The 22,593-nt window shown below is 71.9% G+C and carries 20 protein-coding genes and 1 pseudogene; 14 read left to right on the top strand and 7 right to left on the bottom strand.

The window, feature by feature from the left end:
* The 5 genes and pseudogenes from ACO1X9_RS10240 to ACO1X9_RS10220 all read left to right on the top strand — a co-directional run.
* A pseudogene (locus ACO1X9_RS10240) lies at positions 1–950 on the top strand (glycogen debranching enzyme); the annotation flags it as partial.
* Positions 947–3,265, top strand: coding sequence for a malto-oligosyltrehalose synthase (gene treY / locus ACO1X9_RS10235; RefSeq protein WP_486350732.1), 2,319 nt, complete (start codon positions 947–949; stop codon positions 3,263–3,265). The pseudogene ACO1X9_RS10240 and the gene treY, both read left to right, overlap by 4 nt.
* Positions 3,262–4,965 (top strand): malto-oligosyltrehalose trehalohydrolase, encoded by a 1,704-nt coding sequence (gene treZ, locus ACO1X9_RS10230; protein WP_486350731.1) that lies wholly within the window; start codon positions 3,262–3,264, stop codon positions 4,963–4,965. The genes treY and treZ overlap by 4 nt, the downstream gene beginning before the upstream one ends.
* 65 nt (positions 4,966–5,030) lie before the next feature.
* Positions 5,031–5,321: a hypothetical protein gene (locus ACO1X9_RS10225; RefSeq protein WP_486350730.1), complete on the top strand. Its 291-nt coding sequence runs from the start codon at positions 5,031–5,033 to the stop codon at positions 5,319–5,321.
* A complete protein-coding gene (locus ACO1X9_RS10220; RefSeq protein WP_486350729.1) occupies positions 5,318–5,623 on the top strand; it encodes a hypothetical protein in 306 nt (101 codons plus the stop codon). The genes ACO1X9_RS10225 and ACO1X9_RS10220 overlap by 4 nt, the downstream gene beginning before the upstream one ends.
* A gap of 22 nt (positions 5,624–5,645) precedes the next feature.
* Here ACO1X9_RS10220 and ACO1X9_RS10215 read toward each other — a convergent pair whose 3' ends face one another.
* Positions 5,646–5,948, bottom strand: a complete 303-nt coding sequence (locus tag ACO1X9_RS10215; RefSeq protein WP_486350728.1) for a DUF7882 family protein — start codon at positions 5,946–5,948, stop codon at positions 5,646–5,648.
* A gap of 35 nt (positions 5,949–5,983) precedes the next feature.
* Here ACO1X9_RS10215 and ACO1X9_RS10210 point away from each other — a divergent pair, with 35 nt between their 5' ends.
* Together ACO1X9_RS10210 and ACO1X9_RS10205 are read left to right on the top strand one after the other, a co-directional pair.
* Positions 5,984–6,457 (top strand): CinA family protein, encoded by a 474-nt coding sequence (locus ACO1X9_RS10210; protein ID WP_486350727.1) that lies wholly within the window; start codon positions 5,984–5,986, stop codon positions 6,455–6,457.
* Positions 6,458–6,510: 53 nt separating this feature from the next.
* Positions 6,511–7,683, top strand: coding sequence for an alcohol dehydrogenase catalytic domain-containing protein (locus ACO1X9_RS10205; protein ID WP_486350726.1), 1,173 nt, complete (start codon positions 6,511–6,513; stop codon positions 7,681–7,683).
* Between the two features lie 7 nt (positions 7,684–7,690).
* On the opposite strand, the gene ACO1X9_RS10200 is transcribed toward ACO1X9_RS10205, so the two are convergent.
* Entirely contained in the window at positions 7,691–8,386 is a 696-nt protein-coding gene (locus tag ACO1X9_RS10200) for a hypothetical protein (protein WP_486350725.1), read from the bottom strand.
* Between the two features lie 220 nt (positions 8,387–8,606).
* Between ACO1X9_RS10200 and ACO1X9_RS10195 the strand changes: the two genes are divergently transcribed.
* The 5 genes from ACO1X9_RS10195 to ACO1X9_RS10175 all read left to right on the top strand — a co-directional run bounded on the left by ACO1X9_RS10195 (position 8,607) and on the right by ACO1X9_RS10175 (position 14,127).
* On the top strand, positions 8,607–9,104 hold the full coding sequence (locus ACO1X9_RS10195) for an RNA polymerase sigma factor (RefSeq protein ID WP_486350724.1): 498 nt from the start codon (positions 8,607–8,609) through the stop codon (positions 9,102–9,104).
* Positions 9,097–9,999: a hypothetical protein gene (locus ACO1X9_RS10190; RefSeq protein WP_486350723.1), complete on the top strand. Its 903-nt coding sequence runs from the start codon at positions 9,097–9,099 to the stop codon at positions 9,997–9,999. The genes ACO1X9_RS10195 and ACO1X9_RS10190 overlap by 8 nt, the downstream gene beginning before the upstream one ends.
* Complete coding sequence (locus ACO1X9_RS10185; protein ID WP_486350722.1) at positions 9,996–12,443, top strand: hypothetical protein; 2,448 nt, start codon at positions 9,996–9,998, stop codon at positions 12,441–12,443. Before ACO1X9_RS10190 ends, ACO1X9_RS10185 begins: the two co-directional genes overlap by 4 nt.
* A gap of 67 nt (positions 12,444–12,510) precedes the next feature.
* The gene (locus tag ACO1X9_RS10180) at positions 12,511–13,539 is read left to right on the top strand and encodes a hypothetical protein (RefSeq protein WP_486350721.1); all 1,029 of its coding nucleotides are present in this window, start codon (positions 12,511–12,513) and stop codon (positions 13,537–13,539) included.
* Between the two features lie 27 nt (positions 13,540–13,566).
* Positions 13,567–14,127, top strand: a complete 561-nt coding sequence (locus tag ACO1X9_RS10175; protein ID WP_486350720.1) for a hypothetical protein — start codon at positions 13,567–13,569, stop codon at positions 14,125–14,127.
* Positions 14,128–14,205: 78 nt separating this feature from the next.
* Here ACO1X9_RS10175 and ACO1X9_RS10170 read toward each other — a convergent pair whose 3' ends face one another.
* The 4 genes from ACO1X9_RS10170 to ACO1X9_RS10155 are packed head-to-tail and all read right to left on the bottom strand — an operon-like array spanning position 14,206 to position 21,094.
* The gene (locus ACO1X9_RS10170) at positions 14,206–14,985 is read right to left on the bottom strand and encodes a DNA-formamidopyrimidine glycosylase family protein (RefSeq protein ID WP_486350719.1); all 780 of its coding nucleotides are present in this window, start codon (positions 14,983–14,985) and stop codon (positions 14,206–14,208) included.
* Between the two features lie 3 nt (positions 14,986–14,988).
* Entirely contained in the window at positions 14,989–15,540 is a 552-nt protein-coding gene (locus ACO1X9_RS10165; RefSeq protein WP_486350718.1) for a thermonuclease family protein, read from the bottom strand.
* Positions 15,537–20,156: a DNA glycosylase AlkZ-like family protein gene (locus ACO1X9_RS10160; RefSeq protein WP_486350717.1), complete on the bottom strand. Its 4,620-nt coding sequence runs from the start codon at positions 20,154–20,156 to the stop codon at positions 15,537–15,539. Before ACO1X9_RS10160 ends, ACO1X9_RS10165 begins: the two co-directional genes overlap by 4 nt.
* 47 nt (positions 20,157–20,203) lie before the next feature.
* A complete protein-coding gene (locus ACO1X9_RS10155; RefSeq protein ID WP_486350716.1) occupies positions 20,204–21,094 on the bottom strand; it encodes an alpha/beta hydrolase in 891 nt (296 codons plus the stop codon).
* 40 nt (positions 21,095–21,134) lie between these two features.
* Here ACO1X9_RS10155 and ACO1X9_RS10150 point away from each other — a divergent pair, with 40 nt between their 5' ends.
* Complete coding sequence (locus tag ACO1X9_RS10150) at positions 21,135–21,566, top strand: DUF6157 family protein (protein WP_486350715.1); 432 nt, start codon at positions 21,135–21,137, stop codon at positions 21,564–21,566.
* A gap of 58 nt (positions 21,567–21,624) precedes the next feature.
* Here the strand turns inward: ACO1X9_RS10150 and ACO1X9_RS10145 are convergent, their stop codons facing one another.
* On the bottom strand, positions 21,625–21,960 hold the full coding sequence (locus ACO1X9_RS10145; protein WP_486350714.1) for a hypothetical protein: 336 nt from the start codon (positions 21,958–21,960) through the stop codon (positions 21,625–21,627).
* A 68-nt stretch (positions 21,961–22,028) separates the two neighbouring features.
* On the opposite strand from ACO1X9_RS10145, the gene ACO1X9_RS10140 reads away from it, so the two are divergent.
* The gene (locus ACO1X9_RS10140) at positions 22,029–22,571 is read left to right on the top strand and encodes an NUDIX hydrolase family protein (RefSeq protein ID WP_486350713.1); all 543 of its coding nucleotides are present in this window, start codon (positions 22,029–22,031) and stop codon (positions 22,569–22,571) included.
* Positions 22,572–22,593: the final 22 nt, after the last annotated feature.

Genomic DNA, 22,593 nt, shown 5'->3' with positions numbered 1-22,593 from the left:
TGCGCGACTTCTGGCGCGGTGAGCCCGCGACGCTCGGCGAGTTCGCGGCGCGCATCACGGGGTCGGCCGACCTCTACCAGCAGGACGGCCGCCGGCCGGTCGCGTCCATCAACTTCGTCTCCGCCCACGTCGGCGTCACCTTGCGCGACCTCGTGTCGTACGACGAGAAGCACAACGACGCGAACCGCGAGGACGGCAACCACGGCGAGGGCCACAACCGGTCGTGGAACTCGGGCGTCGAAGGCGAGACCGAGGATCCCGACATTCTCACCCTGCGCGCGCGCCGGCAGCGCAACATCCTCGCGACGCTGCTGCTGAGCCAGGGTGTGCCGATGATCCTGCACGGCGACGAGCTCGGGCGCACGCAGCTCGGCAACAACAACGTGTACGCGCAGGACTCCGAGCTCTCCTGGGTCGACTGGGACACGGCCGATCGCGGGTTGATCGAGTTCACCTCCGCGCTCATCCGGCTGCGGCGCGACCACCCGACGTTCCGACGCGCGCGCTTCTTCGACGGGCGACCCGTGAAGCGCGGAGCGCAGGGCGACCCGTGGCCCGACCTGGAGTGGCTGCGACCGTCGGGCGAGCTCATGCAGCCCGACGACTGGGATGCCGGCTTCGGCAAGGCGATCGGCATGTTCCTCAACGGCCAGGGCATCCGGGGTCGCGGCGTGCGCGGCGAGCGCATCGTCGACCGTCACTTCCTGATCTGGCTCTCGGCCGACGACTCCGACCTCGAGGTCGTCATCCCCGACGTCTTCGACGGGCTCACCTGGGATGTCGTCGTCGACACGAGCGGCTCCGACGTCGACCGCGATCCGATCTCCCGGGGTGATCGCCTCACGATGTCGCCGCACTCCCTCATCGTGCTGCGCGAGCACGTCGCGCCGGAGACGGGCGACGCGGCGGTGAGCGCCTCGCTGACCCCCGCCGGTCCGGAGGCGTCGTGAGCCGGCAGCCCGTCTCGACCTACCGGCTGCAGGTGTCGGCCGACTTCCCCCTCGAGGCGGTCGCAGAGGTCGCGGACTACGTGCGAGAGCTCGGTGCCGACTGGCTCTACCTCTCGCCGCTCCTGGCCGCGACGCCCGGCTCGACGCACGGCTATGACGTGATCGACCACGGTCGCGTCGATCACGAGCGCGGCGGTCCTGAGGGACTCGCCCGCGCGTCGGCCCGAGCCCGGGAGCTCGGGCTCGGCGTCCTCGTCGACATCGTGCCGAACCACGTCGGCGTCGGCGTCCCGCGCGCGAACGCCTGCTGGTGGGAGTTGCTGCGGCTCGGGCGCGACTCGACGAGCGCGCACTTCTACGACATCGACTGGGAGGCCGGCGGCGGGCGGCTCCGCATCCCCGTGCTCGGCGAGGACCTCGAGGACGCCGCCACGTCCGGCGCCCTGCGAGTCGAGGGCGGCGAGCTGCGGTACCACGACCACCGCTACCCGCTCGCACCCGGCACCGACGGCGACGACGTGCTCGCGGTGCACGCCGCTCAGCACTACGAGCTCGTGCACTGGACCCGTGCCGACGCCGAGCTCAACTACCGCCGCTTCTTCGCGGTCAACGAACTCGCCGCCGTGCGGGTCGAACTGCCCGAGGTGTTCGACGAGACGCACCGCGAGATCCTGCGCTGGCTGCGCGAGGGCCTCGTCGACGGGCTGCGCGTCGATCATCCCGACGGGCTCGCCGACCCGGGCGGCTACCTCGACCGGCTCGCCGAGGCGACCGACGGGGCCTACGTGCTCGTCGAGAAGATCCTCGAGGGCGGCGAGTCGCTGCCGCCGTTCTGGGCGACCGCCGGCACGACGGGCTACGACGCGCTCGCCGAGATCGATCGCGTGCTCGTCGACCCGGCGGGGCGTGCGGTGCTTGAAGACCTCGACGTGCGGCTCCGCGGGGAGCGTCGCTCGTGGGCGGACCTCATCCACGGCACGAAGCGCGGGGTCGCGGACGGCATCCTGCGCTCCGAGGTGCTGCGCCTCACCCGCGATCTGCTCGCCGAGGATGCCGGCGCGGGCGATCCCGAGCAACTCGCGGATGCCCTCGCCGAACTGCTCGCGTGCTTCCCCGTCTACCGGTCCTATCTGCCGTACGGCGTGGAGCACCTCGAGCATGCCGTCCGCGACGCCCATCGCCGGCGGCCCGAGCTCCGCGCGGCGCTCGACGTCGTCGCCGACGCGCTGCGCGATCCCGCTCGCCGGGTGGCCGTGCGCTTCCAGCAGACCTCGGGCATGGTCATGGCGAAGGGCGTCGAAGACACCGCCTTCTACCGCGTCTCGCGGCTCGCCTCGCTCACCGAGGTGGGCGGCGACCCCGACGAGTTCGCGCTCCGGGTCGACGACTTCCACGCGAGGCAGCAGTCGCGACTCGCGGCGCTCCCGGGATCGATGACGACGCTGTCGACTCACGACACAAAGCGTGGCGAAGACACCCGGGCGCGCATCACCGCGATCGCCGAGGTGCCCCGCGAGTGGACGGCGTTCCTCGCCCGGCGGCGCGAGACGCACGACCTGGGCGACGGCACGCTCGAGAACCTGCTCTGGGAGTCGATCGTCGGATCGTGGCCGCGCGAGCGGGAAGCCCTGCACGGTTACGCGGAGAAGGCGGCGCGTGAGGCCGGGATGTCGACGACGTGGACCCGACCCGACGAACGCTTCGAGGAGAAGATGCACGCGCTCGTCGACAGCGTCTTCGACGACGCCGCGACGCGGGCCGACGTCGACGAGATCGTCGCACGCCTCGAGCCCGCGGGATGGTCGAACGGACTCGCCGCCAAGGTGCTCCAGCTCGCCGGGCCCGGCGTGCCCGACGTGTACCAGGGAAGCGAGCTGTGGGAGCGGTCGCTCGTCGATCCCGACAATCGGCGACCCGTCGACTTCGCCGAGCGCCGCGCCCTCCTCGCGCGCCTCGACGCGGGGGAGCTGCCGGCGCTGGGAGCCGACGGCGCCGCGAAGCTGCTCGTGACCTCCCGCACCCTTCGCGCCAGGCGCGACCGACCCGAGCTCTTCGACCGCTACGTGCCGCTCCCGGCGGTCGGGTCGGCGGCGTCGCACGTCGTCTCCGCCGACCGCGGAGGGGCGGTCGTCGTCGCCACTCGGCTGCCCCTCGGGCTCGAGCGCGCCGGCGGCTGGGGCGACACCGCGCTGCTCGTGCCGACCGCCCGCTATGTCGAAGCGTTCACGGGCGACGTCGTCGAGGGCGACAGCATCCCGCTCGCCGCGCTGCTCGCTCGCTACCCGGTGGCGCTCCTGCTGCGGACGGACGGATGAGCGTGCGCGTCTGGGCTCCCCTCGTGGAGCGGATGAGCGTCGAGATCGACGGTGAGGTGCGCGCGATGAGCCGCGCCCCGGGCGGCTGGTGGTCGGGACCGCTGCTCCCCGACGGCGCGCGGTACGGCTTCCTGCTCGACGGCGACCCGGTGCCGCGACCCGACCCGCGCGGCCGCCGCCTTCCCGACGGCGTGCACGGCCTCAGTGAGGCGGTGCATCCCCGCACCGCCGACGTCGGAGACTGGCGGGGACGACCACTCGCCGACGGCGTCATCTACGAGCTGCACGTCGGCACGTTCACCGCGGAGGGCACGCTCGACGCCGCGATCGCGCGACTCGGGCACCTCGTCGACCTCGGCGTCGCCTTCGTCGAACTGCTGCCCGTGAACGCCTTCAACGGTGAGTGGAACTGGGGCTACGACGGCGTGGCCTGGTTCGCGGTGCAGGAGTCGTACGGCGGCCCCGACGCGTATGCGCGTTTCGTCGCGGCCTGCCACGAACGGGGGCTCGGCGTCATCCAGGACGTCGTCTACAACCACCTCGGCCCGAGCGGCAACTACCTGCCGCTGTTCGGACCGTACCTCCGCGAGGAGGGGGCCAATACGTGGGGCGCGGAGGTGAACCTCGACGAGCCCGAGGTGCGCCGCTACATCCTCGACAACGCGCGGATGTGGTTCGAGGAGTACGGCGTCGACGGGTTGCGCCTCGACGCCGTGCACGCCCTGCGGGACAGTTCGAGCGAGCACATCCTGGCCACCCTCGCGCGGGAGACCCACGAGCTCGCCCAGCGACTCGATCGCCCCCTGACGCTCATCGCGGAGTCCGACCTGAACGACCCCGTGATGTTCCGTCCGCGCTCCGAGGGCGGGTACGAGCTCACCGGCCAGTGGAGCGACGACTACCACCACGCGGTGCACGTCGCGCTCACCGGCGAGACGACCGGGTACTACGCCGACTTCGCGCCGCTCTCGGCGCTCGGAGCGGTGTCCACGCGCGGCTTCTTCCACGCCGGCACGTGGTCGTCGTTCCGCGAGCGGGTGCACGGGGTGCCCCTCGACGACGACACCGAGGCGTGGCGTCTCGTCACCTTCTCGCAAGACCACGACCAGATCGGCAACCGCGCGATCGGTGATCGGCTGACCGCATCCCTCTCGCCCCACCGGCTCGCGATCGCCGCCGTGCTCACGGTGCTGAGTCCCTCGACGCCGATGCTCTTCATGGGCGAGGAGTGGGGGGCCTCGACCCCGTGGCAGTTCTTCACCTCCCACCCCGAGCCGGAGCTCGGTCGCGCCACCGCCGAAGGTCGGATCGCCGAGTTCTCGCGTCACGGCTGGGACCCGGAGGTCGTGCCGGATCCCCAAGACCCGCAGACGTTCCAGCGGTCGAAGCTCGACTGGGGGGAGCTCGACCGACAGCCGCATGCGACGCTCCTCGCCCAGTACCGCGACCTCATCGCCCTCCGCGAGCGCGAGCCCGACCTGCGGAGCCCTCGCCTGGGAACACTCCGCGCGCAGGTCGACGAGGAGGCCCGAACGGTCGTCCTCGAGCGCGGCGGACTGCGCATCCTCGTCAATCTCGGCGACGCTGCGTGGTCGACCGGGGTGTCCGGCGAGGTGTTGTTCGCCTCGGTGGACGAGGTCGCCGGCAACCCCGTCACGCTGCCGCCGGACTCCGCTGCGGTCGTGCGCGTGACGGAGTAGCACCGGTCGTCCCAAGCTGGCAAGCCCTGGGATCTTCCGCGCCCGCGGAAGAACATGGACCTACCATGACACTCACCGCCGACCCCCGGAGCCGCACCGCGGCCCGTGACGTGCGGTCCGGTTCCACCGTCACGGCGCCCCCCGCTCTCCCGTCGGCTCGCCCGACGCTCGCCACCGTGCTCGTGCTCGACGACGTGTATCGCGTCCTCGAAGACGGTCGCACGGTGGGCTATGTCCAGCTCGCCGGACCGATCTTCGTGTCGCTCCTCGGCGAGGTCTACAACACCTCGGTCGAGGTCGCGCAGTGCTTCGACCTCGAGACCGCCGTCCTCCGACTGCAGAGCGCGAGGGCATGAAGCGCGTCAGCTACAGCGGCCAGATCTTCTTCACCGGAGACGCCGTCGCCGACGCGCTGCTCGAATACGCCGCCGTACTCGCGCGCGCGGGTCAGGCTGACAAGGTCAACGTGCCGGGCATCGGCGAGGGCGGACGCGTCACGCGGTTCGACCTCCTCGTCGGCCCGGCGAGCCAGATCATCGCGGAAGCCGTGGAGCTGGTCGGCGACGAGCTCGTCGATGACGAGCTGATCGCCGACCTCGAGGTGCGCGGTCGTCGAGCGCGGGCGGGGCGGATCGGCGAGGGGCATGACGGCGCGTGAGCCGTCGCGCGGCCGTCGCCGTTCAGCGCAGGGTCGCCTCGTCGATCTCGATGCCGCGCGCCGCGTTCGCCGCGACGCTCATCGCCTCGATGAGGTCCTGGTCGATCGCCGCGGCCGAGCCGCCGTCGAACTTGTAGTGCAGGTCGCACGTCGGGTGCACCCAGATCGAGCTGCGTCCGCCGCCGACATCGGCCGAGTCGTGCCACGAGATGAGGAACGGCTCGTTGCGGCGCAGCTTCGACGTCACCACCAGTTTCAGGTGCGCGAGGATGCGGTCGTCGATGCGGATCGGCGTGCGCGAAGCTCCGTAGAAGAGGGTTCCCACGCGTTCGACCTTAGAGGCCGGGACGCGGCGTGAGCGTGGATCGCCCCCGGATCGCCCGGCTTGCGGACGAGGTGAGAGCGCAGGCGCAGGGTCGCGGGTTCGCGGTGGCGGTCGCCGAATCGCTGACCGGCGGTGAGCTGAGCGCCACCCTCGCGAAGACCGCCGACGCGGTCGACTGGTTCGCCGGGGGCGTCGTGGCCTACACGAGCGCGACGAAGCACCGCGTGCTGGGCGTGCCCGAGGGTCCCGTCGTCACTCCGGACGCTGCTCGGGCCATGGCCGTCGGCGCACTCGAGGTGACGGGGGCGGATGCCGCCGTCGCGGTCACCGGTGTCGGTGGCCCGGGCGACGAGGAGGGCAGCCCGCCCGGCACCGTGTTCATCTGCACGGCGACGCGCGCCGCGACGCACGACTTCGCACACGCCTTCGACGGGGACCCGGAGGGGGTCGTGGCGCTCACCATCGAGCATGCCCTCCGGCACCTGGCGGAGACGCTGCGCGTCGACTGACCCGGGAGTGTCAACCCCGCGCGGTTCACCGCGGCGCGACGTAGACCTGAGGGATGAGAGCTCTCACCTGGCAGGGAACCAACCGCGTCGCCGTCGAAGAGGTGCCCGACCCTCGGATCGAGGAGCCGACCGATGCCGTGATCCGCATCACGTCGACCGCGATCTGCGGCTCCGACCTCCACCTCTACGACGTGCTCACGCCCTTCCTGCACCGCGGCGACATCCTCGGCCATGAGTCGATGGGAATCGTCGAGGAGGTCGGGTCGGCGGTCACCTCCGTCAAGCCGGGTGACCGCGTCGTCGTGCCGTTCGTAATCGCGTGCGGCGAGTGCTTCATGTGCGAGCGCGGACTGCAGACGCAGTGCGAGACGACCCAGGTGAGGGAGCAGGGTTCGGGTGCGCAGCTCTACGGGTACACCGAGCTGTACGGGTCGGTCCCCGGCGGGCAGGCCGAACGCATGCGCATCCTGCGTGCGGACTACAACCTCCTGAAGGTCGGGGCCGATCTCCCCGACGACCGCTACCTGTTCCTGAGCGACATCCTCCCGACGGCGTGGCAGGGCGTCGACTACGCAGGCGTCGAGCCGGGCGGGTCGATCGCCGTCGTCGGCCTCGGGCCGGTCGGGCAGTTCGCCGCACGCATCGCCCGGTTCCGCGGCTACGAGGTGTACGCCGTCGATCCGGTCGAGGAGCGTCGGACGATGGCCGAGCGTCACGGGATCGAGACGAGCGACCTCGAGGGGGCGGATGAGTGGTTGCGTGACCGCACGCGGGGTCGCGGGCCGGATGCCGTGATCGACGCGGTCGGGATGGAAGCCCATGGGAACCCGGTCGCCGCGTTCGTGCAGAACACGTCGGTGCGGCTGCCCGAGCCGATCGCGAAGGGCCTGATGCAGACGGTCGGAGTCGATCGGCTCGCCGCACTGATGTTCTCGTTCGACGTCGTGCGGCGCGGCGGCACGGTCTCGGTCAGCGGAGTGTATGGCGGCGTCGCCGACCCGTTCCCGATGCTGCAGCTCTTCGACAAGCAGGTCGCGATCCGGATGGGGCAGTGCAATGTGCATCGGTGGCGCGACGCCATCCTGCCGCTCGTCGAAGACCCCGCCGACCCGCTCGGCACCGAGGACCTGGTGACCCATCGCGTGGGGCTCGACGAGGCGCCGGCGATGTACGACGTGTTCAAGAAGAAGGAGGACGGCTGCGTGAAGGTCGTCATCCAGCCCTGACCGCGGCCTACCCCAGCAGCGACACCGCCCGCGCGATGACGAGCACGAGGATCACGAAACCCGCGAACGCCTGCATCCCGACGAGGATCTTCGCCCGCGGCCTCAGCGCCATCACGTCGGGCGGGCTGAAGGCCATCGTGTTGGTGAGTGACATGTAGGCGTAGTCGACGAACCCCGCCGTCCAGTCGGACTTCGCGGAGGACCCCCGGGCGACTTCGTCGACGGCGTCGTGGTCTTCGTCCTGCGGGAAGCGGAAGTCGGCGGCGGGCAGGGCGCTGCGAGATTCGGTCGTCGCCCGCACGACCGGCCCGCCGCGATCCATCTCCCAGAAGATGAGCGCGTAGACGATGACGTGGGTGAGCCACACCTGCGTCGCGGCCAGCAGCAGCGTGCCGTCGGCGTCGCTCTTCGCCTCGACGAGTTGAAGCACGAGCTGCACGAGCGCCACGTGGTTGGCGATCGCGAGCACGACGGTGCCCAGGATCGAGAACGCTCGCGACCAGCGGGTCTGGGTGCTCATGCGCAGCGGGTTGAGCACGACGACGGGGATGAGCAGCAGAACGCAGATCCCGACCACGGCGATGCGCAGTTCGGGGAAGAAGCTGCTCGGCAGGAGGGCGTAGAGCGTCAGCGCGACGAGGATGGCGCCGACCGCGGGCCAACGGTGTTCGGCGCGGTCGGGGTCGGGTTTCGAGCGGGGCACGCTCCGGACGGTAACCCGGCGGGCGAGCCCCGGCAAGGGGCTATCCGACTCAGCCCGCCGGGCCGCGTGGAGGAGACTCGTCGCGCCCGCAGCACTGGCGCGCGACAGTGCACGTGCGGGATGCTGTCGGCAGTTCCGTCGCAACGACCGCATCGCCGATTCATCGCTCCCGGTCAACCCGATCGGGGGCGCCCCGCGTCGAAGAAGCGTGAGAACCGCCGTGGCCGAGAGGACCCAGGTCGACCTGGACGCCTTCGTCGCGCGCGAGTACCCGAAGGTCGTCGCGGCCGTCGGACTCGTCACCGGCAACCGCCAGGACGCCGCCGACGCCGTGCAGGACGCGATCGTCGGGTTCCTCGCGAAGCCGCCGGCACGCGAGATCACGAACGTCGCCGCGTGGATCACGGTCGTCGCGAGCAACCGTGCACGTGACCTGCAGCGTTCTCGCGGGGCCGAGTCTCGTGCCTATGCCAAGGTCGGAACCGACGACGAGAGTTACGACTCCGCGCTGGTCGGTCTCGACATCGACGTGCTCACGGCGCTCGAGGAGCTGCCGCGGCAACAGAAAGAGGTGTGCGTGCTGCACTACCTCCTCGACCAGTCGGTGGATCAGGTCGCCGAAGGTCTCGGAGTGAGTGCCGGCACCGTGAAGACCCAGCTGCACCGCGCCCGCAAGGCGCTCGCGGCGCGACTGAGGAGGGAGGATCACCATGGCTGAGTTCGACGAACTCGACAGCCGCCTGCGCGACGCGCTCGGTCGGGCGGCGGAGCAGGGTGACGCCACCGGGGTCGCCGACGCCATCCGTGCGCGGGTGGCGGCCGGTGACCCCGGGACCTCCGTCTCCTCCTCGACCGCCCCGGGCTGGGGCGGCGGGGTGTTCTCCTGGCTGCCGTGGCTCGCGCTCATCGTCGCCGGCGCCATCGTCGGCGGAGCGGTCGGGGTCTCCGGCCTCGTCGGTCGACCCGAGGGCGCAACCGTCGTCGACGTGCCCGCCGCGCTCGCCGAGTCCGCACCCGCCTACGCCTGCGTCGACGGCCAGCGCATCGGCCGCCTCGCCGCCGGCACCCGGGTGCTCGCGACGCAGCGCAGCGACGACTCGCGGTGGGTCGGCGTGCGCGACCCCGGCTCGGTCGGCAGCACGGTCTGGGTCGGCCTCGGCGACGTGGCGCTCGATGGCGGGATGTCTGCGCTCGACGCACTTCCGGTGGGCGGCGCGTGCCCGGTCGCGGTCGTCTCGACCCCGACCCACGAACCGGCACCCCCACCAGAGCCGGACCCCGCGCCCGGCCCCAACCCCGCACCCAACCCGGGGCCCGGTGACACGTCGCCGCCCTCGATCCAGCAGACCGCGATCACGGGGAACGGCTGCGGGTACGAAGTGCAGGCGGTCGTCGTCGACAACGTGGCTGTCGCGGGTGTCCGCGTCTCTTGGAGCGGGCTTAACAGCGGAAGCAACCAGCCGATGACGCTCTCCGGTGGCGTGTGGCGGTTTGCATACACGGCTCCCGACCCTTCGTACGGGACGGTGACGTTCACCATCCGCGCACGCGATGCTGCGGGCAATGAAAGCACCGCCGTCGTTTCGCGCAATGACATGGGATGCATCGGATGACCGTCCCCAGGTGGCTGATCCCCGTGCTGGCGGCCGTCACCGCCCTCGCGGTGGGCGCCGCTGCGGCGCTCTTCGCGGTGCGCTTCGCGGCTCCGGAGACCACGCGCATCGAGACGACGACGATCGAGGCGCCCATCCTCGCGCCGGTCTCCGACGACCTGACCCTCGAAGAACTGGTCGCGGAGAGCGGCGACGAGGTGCCGGTGAGTCCGACGATCGCGATCGGCGAGGCCGTCGACCCCGAGTCGGTGCCCGACGACGCCGTACCCGAAGATCTCGCCGAGCTCATCGACGAGCTCGCGACCGCCGACGACCCCGCCGATGTGCTGCCGCCGGCCGCGATCCCCGCACCGGAGGCACCGGCCGGCGACCCGTGCGCCTCCGAGGACGCCGGGGCGGACTGCCCCGAGGGCGCTCCGGGCACGATCCTCACCCTCGACGGCGACCTGCCGCCGCTCACCGTCTGGTCGACCGGTGCGAACGATGCGGAGTGCGCCGCTCCCGAGGAGCCGGGCAGCGTGCGGTTCTGGGCGCGCACGAACTTCCCGGTCACCTTCAACCTGCGCATCTCGCAGGGCGATCCGCGACGCCAGGTGGTGGAGACGACCGACGAGGCGATCGACCGCTGGACCGAGGAGAGCCTCGAGGGCGAGGCGTGGATCCAGCACTGCATCGAGATCGTCGATCTCCTCGCCGACGTCCCCGTCTTCGTCTACCTCGACGCCACCGACGAGCTCGATCGTCGCGCGACGCGGGCCCTCACCCTCGCGGTGTCGGACGGCCTCGGCATCCCGCCCACGCGCATCCACCCCATCGGCGACTCCACGGTGTTCGTCTCGGCCCCGCACCCCGCGAATGAGACGACGCGCATCTACGTGATCGCGGGAGACCGCGAGACCGAACCCTCGTGCGCCTACGACGGCAGCGGTCGGCACCTCCCGACGGTTCCGCATTCGGTGCGCACCGAGACCGTGAGCGGCGAGTACCTCACGGCGCACGACTACGAGCCTGCCTACACCCGGCGCTCGAGCGCGACCTTCGCCGTGACGCCCTCGACGCCGCTCATCGTGTGCGTCGGCTGGTTCCCGGCGAGCGACGGACGGCCGACCTTCGAGCGCGACACCCCGCTGCGGGTGAGCGAGTACCGCATGACGAGTCCGGATGTCGTCGCGCCCGTGGTCCGGGTCGCCGACGTCGTGCTCACCTCGGACGCGGCCGAGGACTCCGTGCTCGTGCGCGGCACGACCGAGAACGGCCAGCGGTGCGGCGCGTGGCGCGGCCCGCAGTTCTCGCCCGGCGAGCCGAACGTCGTGTGCGACTACGGCGCCCTGATCGGGTGGACGGATGCCGGCGGTGCCCTGCTGGTCACGACCGAGGTGCAGACCCCGGAGGGTCTCGCCGTCAACGACGTGCTCCTCGACGTGGGACTGCTTTCCTGCGTGAGCGGGTGCAGCGGGCGCACGCGCTCCTACGATGTGCCGCTCTCGACCTTCATCCGCCCGCACCGCATCTGCAGCGACGACTGCCGCATCAACGTCGGTGAGACGATCGGGTTCCTCCGGCTGCGTGCGACGTGGCCGGCGAGCACAGCGGGCACCGGTGAGGGCTGGGTGCTCGGCACCTGGCGCGAGGGTGCGCCGGTGGCCTCGCGGGACCCGCAACCCGAGCTCGACACCTCGGCGACCTTCACCGTGTCGCCGTCGGCGAGCGGCGTGGCCCGGGCCTTCCAGGCATCCGCGACGGTGCGTGTCGACCGCGCCGTGACGGCCAGCGCCGAACTGCTGTGGGCCGAGTCGGTGCCCGGGGTCTGCCCGCGGCCCGGCGGGTCGCACAGTTGGACCTCGGAGAGCGCGGGCTCGACGCATCGGATCGCGTTCGACGGGCTGTGCGCCGGCGTCACGTACAACGTGCGCCTGACGCTCACCGCCGACGACGGCGCCACCTCCACCTACCTCTACGCGTCGCCGACGGCCGACACGCGGCTCTGGGTCGGCGCGTCCTTCTCGACCCCGGCGGAGCGTCTCCCGGTCGTCGTCGACGGCGTGCGGATCTCGACGGGCGAGCCGGAGCGCGTGCTCGTGCTCCGGGCGATCCGGGTCGAGGTGGGGGGTGTGGATGCGCGCGTGCTGCGAGGTCACCCCGATCAGAACTGCTACGTCGGGGACGTCCACGGCGTCCGCTCGGGTCTCTCCGCGACGTTCGTCGGGGAGGTCGTGATGGTGCGCGTGACCGCGACGCTCGGGTCCGGCACGGTCCCGCCAGGTACGACGACGCCCGCGTTCCCGACCTACTGCTCGAGCGAGAGCTCCGCCTACGGCGACACCGAGCGGTTGGAGTTCACCGGATGGATGAGCTACGACGAGTTCCTCGCCGGGCCCACGATCACGATGACCGACGCCGCCACGGGCTACACCGCCACGGTCGTGCTCACCGACTCCCTCTGATCTCGGCGGCGCTGTCAACCCCGCGTTGGGGCTCGGGCGTCGTGTTCATGACGACGTGAGGATGATCATGACCCCCCAACGAGCACTGCCGACCGCAGCCGCCGCCTTCGGACTGGTACTCCTCACCGCGTGCGCGGCACCCGCGTCGACCGAGCCGGCCCCGTCGGACGCGTCGACGCTCGGGCTGACGTGCGACGCGCTGCTCGTTCCCGACGTTCTGGCCGACGCGTTCGGTCCCGACCTCGAGCCGACCGCCCTCAGCTTCGACGGTGCCGGTGGCTACTACACGCTCGCGCAGGTCGGGCTGTCGGCCGCCGGCGCGCTGCGGTGCGAGTGGAGCGACGGGGGAGCGTCGGGCACCGAGCGGTACCTGACCGTCTCGGTGCTGCCGAATGCGTCGGATGCCTGGACGGCGCTGTCGGGCGAGGTCGCGCTCTTCCAGCCGCAAGCCGACGCGTTCGGCGACTCGTCGTGGCACAGCTGCAGCGAGACGCAGGGCTACCTCGCGTGCCGGGTCGACGTGCTCGAGGGCGACCGCTGGCTGAGCGCGGTGCTCGCCGGGCTGACAGGACCGGACGCCGCCGCGACCGTCGTGGAGGCCGCGCTCGGCATCCTCGCCACCTCGGCGGATGCGCCTGCCCCGGACCGGCTCGAGGCTCCGCTCGCGTGCGACGACATCCTCACGGCGGATCAGACGAGCTCGGCACTCGGCAGCACGGTGTCGCGCGTCGACCTGCCGGCGCCCGTGCAGCCCGTCGTCCTCCACGCCGGATTCCTTCAAGCAGGTGGCACGCACTGCTACTGGCGCAACGACCTCGGCTCGGCCGGCGCGCTCACCGCGACGCTCGGGTTCCTCCCCGGCGGCGCGGCGACCTGGGACGCCGACTGGTCGACGGAGCCGACCGCACGCGTCGACAGGGAGCCGCTCGACGGCCTCGGCGACGCGGCGTACGTCGGGTGCGTCGTCGACGTGCACTGTTTCGCGTCGGTGCGGGTCGGCGACGATCGCCTCGACGTGACCGTGAACGACGAGGGGGCTGCCGACGAGCGTGCCCTCGCGATCGAGCTGGCGCGACTCGCGCTCGCGTCCCTCTGACAACCCACCGATCGAAGGAGAACACTCGTGAAGAACTCGCGTGGACCAGTGCTCGCGGCACTCCGCCTCGGGGTCGTCTGCCTCGGCCTCGTGGCACTTCCCGCGCTCGCCGGGTGTGCGGCTCCCGTTCCGCCCCCGGTCGAGGCGCCGTCCGGCGACGAACCGACTGCCGACGACGCGGCTCCCGACGACGACGAGGAAGCCGCCGGCGCAGACGTCTGCGCGCTGCTCTCGGGCGTCGACACGGCAGCCCTGGTCAAGGTCGAGATGGATGCCGGCACGAGCAGCGGCGACACGTGCGTCGTCGAGCCGGTCGACTCGGCGTCATCGGGGTCGCTCCGAGTGCAGTTCCTCGCCACGGGCGGCGCGGCTCGTTACGAGCAGCAGCGCGAACTGCTCGGGGTGTCGAGCGACGTGCCGGGGTTCGGCGACGCGGCGTTCCTCACGGGAACCTGGTTGCTCGCGGTGCGCGGCGACGAGTTCCTCTCGGTGCAGGTCGTGCCCGACATCTTCGCGCCCGGTGAACGACTCACCGACGCGCAGGTGATCGCGGCGTCCGAGACCGTCGCGTTCAACGCCGGCTGGTGAGCCGCTTCTCGATGGTCGGGTAGCGCGCGAAGGCCGTTTCTCGGTGGTCGAGTAGCGCGCAGCGCGCGTGTCGAGACCTCACGTCTGGCAGCGCGGGCACCACGTGACGACGCGCTCCTGACCTTCGACGCGGCCGAGCTCGCCGCCGAGCAGCTTCGTGCCGCACCTCCGGCACGGCCGACCTTTCCGTCCGTAGACCCAGGAGGTCTGCCCGGGCCGCAGGTCGCCGGTCGTCGACCGGGTGAAGCGCTGCTTGTTCGCTTGCAGCAGCCGCTCGGCGAGGTCGACGACCTTGTCGAGCGCGGGCGTCTCGCCGACGGGCCTCGTCGGCAGCAGTCCGCGCAGGAAGCAGATCTCGTTCGAGTACACGTTGCCGACGCCCGCGAGGTTGCGCTGGTCGAGCAGGGCGACGTAGATCGGGATGTCGGGAGCAGCAGCGAGACGACGCACGGCCTCCTCGGCATCCCAGTCGGGCCCGAGCAGGTCGGGACCGAGGTAGCCGACGGCGCCCTCCTCGTCGGCGGTGCGGAGGAGCTCGAGCATCCCGAGCTCGAAGCCCACCGCCTGCACGCCGGGGGCGTCGAGGATCACGCGGGCCTTGAACTCGGGCCGCGTCCACTTCTCACCGGGGGCGTAGGCGCGCCAGACGCCCTCCATCTTGAGGTGCGAGTGGATCGTGAACTCGCCGACCCGGTGCAGGAGGTGCTTGCCGCGCGCGACGACCTCGTGCACCTTCTCACCGGAGAGATCGACGGTGGCGAACTTCGGCACGCGGAAGTCGCTCTTCGCCAGCACCTTCCCCGCGAGTGCGGCGTGCTGCAGCTGCGCGGTCTTCCAGACGGTGTCGCCCTCGGGCATCCTTCAACAGCTCCACATCCCGAGGCCTGCGCTCGCTGCGGCGTCCTCGGCGGCGCGCAGGGTGTCGAAGTGAAGGTCGTTCGGCTGCACGCGGATCGCCTCGGCGAAGCCGCCCTCGACGAGAGCGAGGTTGACGAAGACGTCGTCGTCGTTCCAGAGGTAGAGCAACAGGCGGTCGTAGTCGTCGAATGGGTCGTCGTCGGTCGCCACCCGGAGGGTGCTGCCGATCGGGGCGAGGCGTCGCAGCTCGGCCTCCGCCTCGTCGCCGAAGCATTCGTACTCCGGGTAGACCTCGGGGGTGTCGATGCCGATGAGTCGCACGTTCTCGGACGCACCGGTCGCGTCCCGCAGTCGCAGAGTGTCGCCGTCGGTCACGTCGACCACGACCATCTCGTCCGCGCCTGCGGGCACCGGGATGCCCTCGCCGACAGCCGGGACGGGGTCACCTCCGGGGGTGGAGGCGTCGCCGACGGGGGCCGCACGATCGGTCGCGACGAGCCACACCGCGAAGGCCGCGAGGGCGAGCACCGCGACGACGACGAGGAGACGCTTCACCCTCGTAGTCTCAGGCCCTGCGGCGTCGGCGCGAAGCCCGCGCCCAGGAGCGCGTCGCCGAGCGGGCTGCCGATGCCCCACTCCCCGTTGATCTTCTCGATCCGCAACCTGCCACCCGAGCGCTTCACGGCCTCGGCGAGGGAGACCGCCGCCGCCCGCAGGGGCTCCTCGTCGTTCGTGAAGGTGAGCACGGTCTTGCCGCCGCGCTCGACGTACACGGCGAGGCCGCCATCCACGAGCACGACCAGTGCGCCGGCCTTGCGTCCGGGGCGGTGACCCTCGATCGACGGCCAGCCGAGCGCGGCGCCATACGGATTCGCGGGATCGGTCGCCGAGAGGGTCACGGCGACGGGCGGTGTTCCCTCTTCGGGCTCGGCCGCGAACGTGCGCAGGCGGTCGACCGTCGCGGGCGTGGCGAACTGGGCGGCGCCGAGCCCTTCGACGAAGTAGCCGCGGCGGGTGCGTCCCGTCTCCTCGAGGCCGGCGAGCACCTTGTAGGCGAGCGCGAATCCGCCCTGCACCCCCTCGGACACGACCGCGCCGCGCGTGACGACGCCGTGCCGTTCGAGCAGCGTCTCGGCGAGTGCCGCGGAGCGCACGGTCGGATTGGCCTCGGGTGCGGGGAGCAGCGACCACCGACCGGCGACGGTCGGCGGCGCGGTCTGCGCGAGCGCGCTGAGCACCCGTCCCGGCGCGCGACGGCCGCGGGCGCGCGGAGCCGTCCGGGCTCGCGTGGTGGTCGCGCCGAGGCGGGAGCGCAGCGGTGCGAGGGTGTCGTTGCCCACGAGTCCCGACCAGACGAGATCCCACAGCGCCGTCGCGAGGTCTTTGTCGTCGACCGGTCCGGTGAGGCTCAGTGCCGTCGACAGCTGTCGGAAGAAGAAGGCTCCGCCGCCCGCGAGCGCGTCGATGATGCGCCCGTGCAGCTCGCCGTGCTCGGCGAGGTCGGGTTCGCCGAGGGTGAGCGGCGCCGTGTCGGCGAGATGCAGGACGAGCCAGCCGTCGCCACCGGGCAGCTCGCCGCGGCCCGACCAGAGCACCTCACCCGTCGTCGTGAGCTCGTCGAGCATCGCCGGGCTGTAGTCGCGCACCCGCGAGGGCAGCACGAGGCTCTCCCAGCTGGATGCCGGGAGCGCGACCCCCGCGAGCTGGTCGATCGCGGACACGAGGCCGTCGACGCCGCGCAGGTCGCCGAATCGGTGCCAGGTCGGCAGGAATCGGCCGAGGGCGCGCTGCGGCACGGGCTCCACCTCGGAGCGGAGGGCCGCGAGGCTCCGGCGGCGCAGGCGACGCAGGATCTCGGCATCCACCCATTCGGTGCCGGACGCGCCGGGTCGGAACTCACCCTCCACCACCCGGCGGTCGGCGGCGAAGCGGCGCAGCACGTCGGTGACGACGGCGACCCCGAGCCCCAGGCGCGTGGCGGCATCCTGAACCGTGAAGGGGCCGTGGGTGCGCACGTAGCGCGACACGAGGTCGCCGACAGGATCGTCGACCGGATCGAGGAACGCCGTCGGCACGCCGATCGGCAGCGGCACCCCGAGCGCATCCCGCAGCCTGCTCGCGTCTTCGACGACCGCCCACCGCGCCGCCCCGGCGATGGTCGCGCGGATCACCCGGTTCTCGCGCGCGAGCTTCTCGAGGTGCTCGAGGATCCTCGGTGGTCGAGTAGCCGCCGCCGGCGGGGGGGCGGGGCCCACGTCGCTCGTACCCGGTCTCGACACGCGGTCCTGCGGATCGCTACTCGACCACCGAAGAGCCAGTTCCTCGACGCTCATCGGGCCGAGGAGGCGGAGGAGATCGACGAGACCCTCGGCATCCTTCGCGTGACGCTCGGGATCGAGGCGCTGCAACTCCAGCTCGGTCTGCTCGATCACCTTCGGGTCGAGCAGCTCGCGCAGCTCCGCGCGCCCGAGCAGCTCGGCGAGCAGCTGCGGGTCGAGCGACAGAGCGGCGGCCCGGCGTTCGGCGAGCGGCGAGTCGCCCTCGTACATGAACGCCGCGACGTATCCGAAGAGGAGCGAGCGGGCGAACGGCGACGGCGTGCTCGTCTCGACCTCGACCATGCGCACCTGCCGGGTCGCGATCTCGGTCGTGAGGGCCGCGAGGGCGGGCAGGTCATAGACGTCCTGCAGCACCTCGCGCACGGTCTCGAGGATGATCGGGAACGACGGGTACTTGCGCGCCACGTCGAGCAGTTGGGCGCTGCGTTGCCGCTGCTGCCACAGCGGGTTGCGGCGACCCGGGTTGTAGCGGGGCAGCAGCAGCGCGCGCGCGGCGTTCTCGCGGAACCGCGAGGAGAAGAGCGCCGACCCGCCGACCTCGAGGGTCACGAGCTCTTCGAGTTCCTCGCGCTCGAACAGGAACAACTCCGCGCCGGGCGGGTCGGCATCCGTCTCGGGCAGCCGCACGACGATGCCGTCGTCGCCGGCCATCGCCGAACCCTCGACGCCGAGGCGCTCGCGGATGCGCGCCGAGATTGCGAGGGCCCACGGCGCGTGCACCGGGGTGCCGTAAGGGGAGTGCAGCACGAGCCGCCAGTCGCCGAGCTCGTCGCGGAACCGCTCGACGAGCAGCGTCGTATCGGTCGGCACGGCGCCGGTCGCGGCCTTCTGCTCCTCGACGAAGCGCAGGAGGTTGCCGATCGCCCACTCGTCGAGGCCGGATTCGCGCAGCCGATCCTCGATGCCGGCCGGGCGAGCGGCGAGGTCTTTCGTGAACGCCCCGATCGCCTTGCCGAGTTCCGCCGGACGGCCCAGCCCGTCGCCCTTCCAGAACGGCACGCGGCCGGGCTGCCCGAAGGCCGGCGTGACGAGCACGCGGTCGCTCGTGATCTCCTCGATGCGCCAGCTCGTCGCGCCGAGGGCGATGACATCGCCGACCCGCGACTCGTAGACCATCTCCTCGTCGAGCTCGCCGACCCGACGTGCACCGTCCTCGGTGCCGACGATGAAGACGCCGAACATGCCGCGGTCGGGGATGGTGCCGCCGCTCGTCACCGCGAGCCGCTGCGCCCCCGGGCGACCTGCGAGAGTGCCGGCGACCCGATCCCACACGATGCGCGGGCGCAGCTCGGCGAACTCGTCGCTCGGGTAGCGCCCCGCGAGCAGGTCGAGTGTCGCCTCATACGCGCTGCGCGGGAGGGTCGCGAACGGCGCCGAGCGGCGGACCGTCTCGAACCACTCCTCGACCTCGATCGTGTCGAGCGCGACCGCCGCGACCGTCTGCTGCGCGAGAATGTCGAGCGGGTTCTGCGGAACGGTGATCGCCTCGATGAGCCCGGTGCGCATCCGCTCGCTCACGACCGTGGTGCCGAGCAGGTCGGCGCGGTGCTTCGGGAACAACACGCCCTTGCTGATCTCGCCCACCTGGTGCCCCGCGCGGCCGACGCGCTGGAGGCCGCTCGCGACCGACGGCGGCGTCTCGACCTGGATGACGAGGTCGACGGCACCCATGTCGATGCCGAGTTCGAGGGATGACGTCGCGACGACGCAGCGCAGGCGCCCCGACTTGAGGTCGTCCTCGATCTGCGCGCGCTGCTCCTTCGACACCGACCCGTGATGCGCCCGCGCCAGGATCGGAGTCTCGGTCAGCACCGCGGCCGGCGCCTTCGTGACACCCGACTGCCCGATCATCTGCGCGGGGAACTTCTCGGGCGCCTCTCCCGTGACCATCTCGACGTAGAGCTCGTTCATGGATGCCGTGATGCGCTCCGCGAGACGGCGCGAGTTGGCGAAGACGATCGTCGAGCGGTGCTCGAGCACGTGGGTCACGATCGCCCGGTCGACGTGCGGCCAGATCGACCCCGCCGACTGCAGCCCCGTCTCTTCGGGTTCTCCCGGGCCGGGGGTGACGGGGTCGGTCGAGCGCACGCCGAGCTCGGTCATGTCCTCCACCGGCACGACGACGCGCAGGTCGAACGTCTTCGCCGCAGGAGGCTGCACGATGGTCACCGGTGCCTGACCGCCGAGGAAGCGCGCGACCTCCTCGATCGGCCGCACGGTGGCCGAGAGCCCGATGCGCTGCGCGGGTTTCTGGAGGTGGGCATCCAATCGCTCGAGCGTCACCGCGAGGTGCGCGCCGCGCTTCGACGCGGCGACCGCGTGGATCTCGTCGACGATGACGGTCTCGACGCCCGTGAGGGTCTCCCGCGCCGACGACGTGAGCATGAGGTAGAGCGACTCGGGCGTCGTGATGAGGATGTCGGGGGGCTCCCGCTGCAGCAGGCGGCGGTCGGCGGACGTGGTGTCGCCCGAACGCACGCCCACCGAGATCGCCGGCACCTCCTGCCCGAGCCGACGCCCGGTCGCCGAGATGCCGACGAGCGGTGCCCGCAGGTTGCGCTCGACATCGACACCGAGCGCCTTGAGCGGCGAGATGTAGAGCACCCTCGTGCGCTTCTTCGGATCGTCGGGCTTCGGCGTCGCCGCGAGCCGGTCGAGCGACCAGAGGAACGCGGAGAGCGTCTTGCCCGACCCGGTCGGCGCGACGACGAGCGCGTGGCGTCCCGACGAGATCGCCTCCCACGCCCCGGCCTGGGCGGGCGTCGGCTCGGGGAACGCGCCTGCGAACCACTCCCGCGTCGCGGGGGAGAAGCGCTCGAGCGCGGCGTGCATCCTCACATCCTCCCGCCTGCCACCGTCAGCCCGCCGGGTCTTGCGTATCAGTCGGCGTCGAAGAGCCGGTGCCCGTCGGCGACCCGCTGCACGGGTCCGCGGGAGAGCGACGCGTCGTCGGCGATCGCGTCGACCGAGTGCCCGGCGGCGAGCAGGTCGCGGATGAGCTCCTCCGCTTCGGCGAGCTCGGGAGCCGCGGGGTCGTGACGCTCCTGCACGGCGAGCAGCAGCGCGCGCAGCCGGGCGACCGACTCCGGGTCGACCGGCGCGCGCAGGACCGGCGGGTCGGACAGGTCGATCGTCCAGTCGGACCTCGGCATGTTCGCGCGCAGGAACGCGGAGACGTCGTCGAGCATCGGCTCCGACACGGCGTGCCCGAGCCCTTCGTAGATGCGCTCGGTGAGCCGCGAGTGGTCGGGCAGCCATTCCGAGGTGTCCGCGAATCGCCGGGCCGGGAAGACCGTGTCGGCCGTGCCGCGTCCCCAGAACACCGGCGGGCGGCGCGCGGTGAGCTCCGGGTCGCCGTCGGCATCCACGGGGTGCCGCGCGCTCGCGAGCATCACGTGCGCGTCGATGAGGGCGGGATGCCGGCGCAGCACCTGGAGTCCGATGACGCCGCCCTGCGAGAAGCCGAGGGTGCCGAGCCACGACGCGCGACCCCGCACGCCCTCGAGGAACTCCGCGAGCTCGTCGGCCGCGTCGTCGACCCCCGCCCCGTCGGCATCCCCGTCGAGTTCGTACCACGCGAACCCGGCGCCCATCGGATGCGGCAGCGGCGCCCGCACCGATGCGAACACGAGCTGCGGCGGCAGGTACGGCGCGAGCTGGAACAGGTCGCCCTCGTGGCTGCCGTAGCCGTGCAGCAGCACGAGGTGCGGCCGACCGGTGCGCTCCCGCTCGGGGGCGCTCCACATCACGGCGTCGGGGTCGATCGGCATCTCGCCACGCTACGTCACCGGCGACTCGTAGCGTGGAGGGGTGGCGCACACGACGAACTACTTCGACACCTTCATCACCGTCGCTCCCGACTCGAAGGCCGACGGGGCCGCCGAGCCGCCGGTCAAGGAAGGTGCCGCGCCGTCGGTCGCGGCCCGCACCTACGCGATGATCTCCGAGGCGCCCTACGCGCACACCTCCGACGACGTCATCTTCACCGTGTGGGCCGACCGTCGCGATCTCCCCGAGTCGGAGCGCCCCGCCGCCCGCGACGAGTTCTTCTCGAAGGGGCAGCCGTGCCTGCGCTCGAGCGACCTGGGCAAGCGGTACGGCTGGGGAGTCCATGCGGACGCCGACGGTCGCGTCGCCCTCTACCCGCTCGGGTCCGCCGAATACCGGGCGCTCGCCGACGGCGCCGCCCCCGACGGCACCCTCGTCGCGGTCACCCCTGCGATGCGTTCCTCCCGCGCCTAAGGGCCGGCGGAGCACGAGGGGGCATCGGCACGAGCCTCGGTGGTCGCGAAGTGGCCGCTCACGGAGCGGGATCCCCGAAAGTCGCGACAACCATGGTGACGAGCGTGCTGAGGAGCACGGCGCTGGTGGTGGCAGCCGTCGCCCACGACGCCCAGCGGCTCGCTCGCCCGTCACGAGGGCGGAACCGGAGGGCGATCACGAAGCCGGCGATCATGAGAACCTCACTGACGATCCCGACGGCCGCCAGGCCGACGGGCGTGGGGAAGCCCCAGAGCATGCCGCGCAAGGTGACGCCGACGCCGACGATCGCCGGGATGGCGGCAAAGCTCGAGCCGATCGCGAACCAGACCCGCCCCGGGATCGGTTCGAGTAGTGGCTCGTCGATCGGCGGCATCGCGGACATGGCGTCACGTTAACGACTCGGCTCCTGGCGCGGGGACACCGTTCGACAACAATGGGGTCATGGCTGGTGTGGGCACTCCCGATCCGAACTCCTCGTGGCTCTCCGATGAGGAGCTCGCCGAGGCGCGGCGCCGGCTGCCGCTGCTGTACGTCGAGGCCGTCCCGGTGCGCGTCGACGGGATGGGCGTGGTCACCTCCGTAGGGCTCCTGCTGCGCGCGAACCCGCAGGGCGCGATCACCCGCACGGTGGTCTCGGGGCGCGTGATGTTCGGCGAGACGATCCGCGACTCGCTGTTCCGCCACCTCGAGAAGGACCTCGGGCCGATCGCGTTCCCGCAGCTGCCGGCGAGCCCGATCCCGTTCCAGGTGGCCGAGTACTTCCCGATCCCCGGACTGAGCCCCTATCTCGACGAGCGGCAGCACGCGGTGTCGCTCGCCTACGTCGTGCCGGTCACGGGCACGTGCGAGCCGCGACAGGACGCCCTCGAGCTGTCGTGGATGACGCCCGCCGAGGCGTCATCGAACGCGATCCACGCCGAGATGGAGGGCGGTCGCGGCACCCTCCTGCGGGCCGCGCTCGCGTCGGTCGGCGTGCTCGGGTAAGGGGTCTCGACACGCGCCCTGC

The sequence above is a fragment of the Pseudolysinimonas sp. genome (assembly GCF_057350545.1).
Note: the sequence above shows the minus strand (reverse complement) of the source record. Positions and strands in the feature narration are given on the sequence as shown.

Coding starts and splice junctions, on each gene's coding strand:
- treZ (WP_486350731.1), top strand. CDS start 3,262: ATGAGCGTGCGCGTCTGGGCTCCCCTCGTGGAGCGGATGAGCGTCGAG.
- ACO1X9_RS10225 (WP_486350730.1), top strand. CDS start 5,031: ATGACACTCACCGCCGACCCCCGGAGCCGCACCGCGGCCCGTGACGTG.
- ACO1X9_RS10220 (WP_486350729.1), top strand. CDS start 5,318: ATGAAGCGCGTCAGCTACAGCGGCCAGATCTTCTTCACCGGAGACGCC.
- ACO1X9_RS10205 (WP_486350726.1), top strand. CDS start 6,511: ATGAGAGCTCTCACCTGGCAGGGAACCAACCGCGTCGCCGTCGAAGAG.
- ACO1X9_RS10190 (WP_486350723.1), top strand. CDS start 9,097: ATGGCTGAGTTCGACGAACTCGACAGCCGCCTGCGCGACGCGCTCGGT.
- ACO1X9_RS10185 (WP_486350722.1), top strand. CDS start 9,996: ATGACCGTCCCCAGGTGGCTGATCCCCGTGCTGGCGGCCGTCACCGCC.
- ACO1X9_RS10180 (WP_486350721.1), top strand. CDS start 12,511: ATGACCCCCCAACGAGCACTGCCGACCGCAGCCGCCGCCTTCGGACTG.
- ACO1X9_RS10170 (WP_486350719.1), bottom strand. CDS start 14,985: ATGCCCGAGGGCGACACCGTCTGGAAGACCGCGCAGCTGCAGCACGCC.
- ACO1X9_RS10160 (WP_486350717.1), bottom strand. CDS start 20,156: ATGCACGCCGCGCTCGAGCGCTTCTCCCCCGCGACGCGGGAGTGGTTC.
- ACO1X9_RS10155 (WP_486350716.1), bottom strand. CDS start 21,094: ATGCCGATCGACCCCGACGCCGTGATGTGGAGCGCCCCCGAGCGGGAG.
- ACO1X9_RS10145 (WP_486350714.1), bottom strand. CDS start 21,960: ATGCCGCCGATCGACGAGCCACTACTCGAACCGATCCCGGGGCGGGTC.
- ACO1X9_RS10140 (WP_486350713.1), top strand. CDS start 22,029: ATGGCTGGTGTGGGCACTCCCGATCCGAACTCCTCGTGGCTCTCCGAT.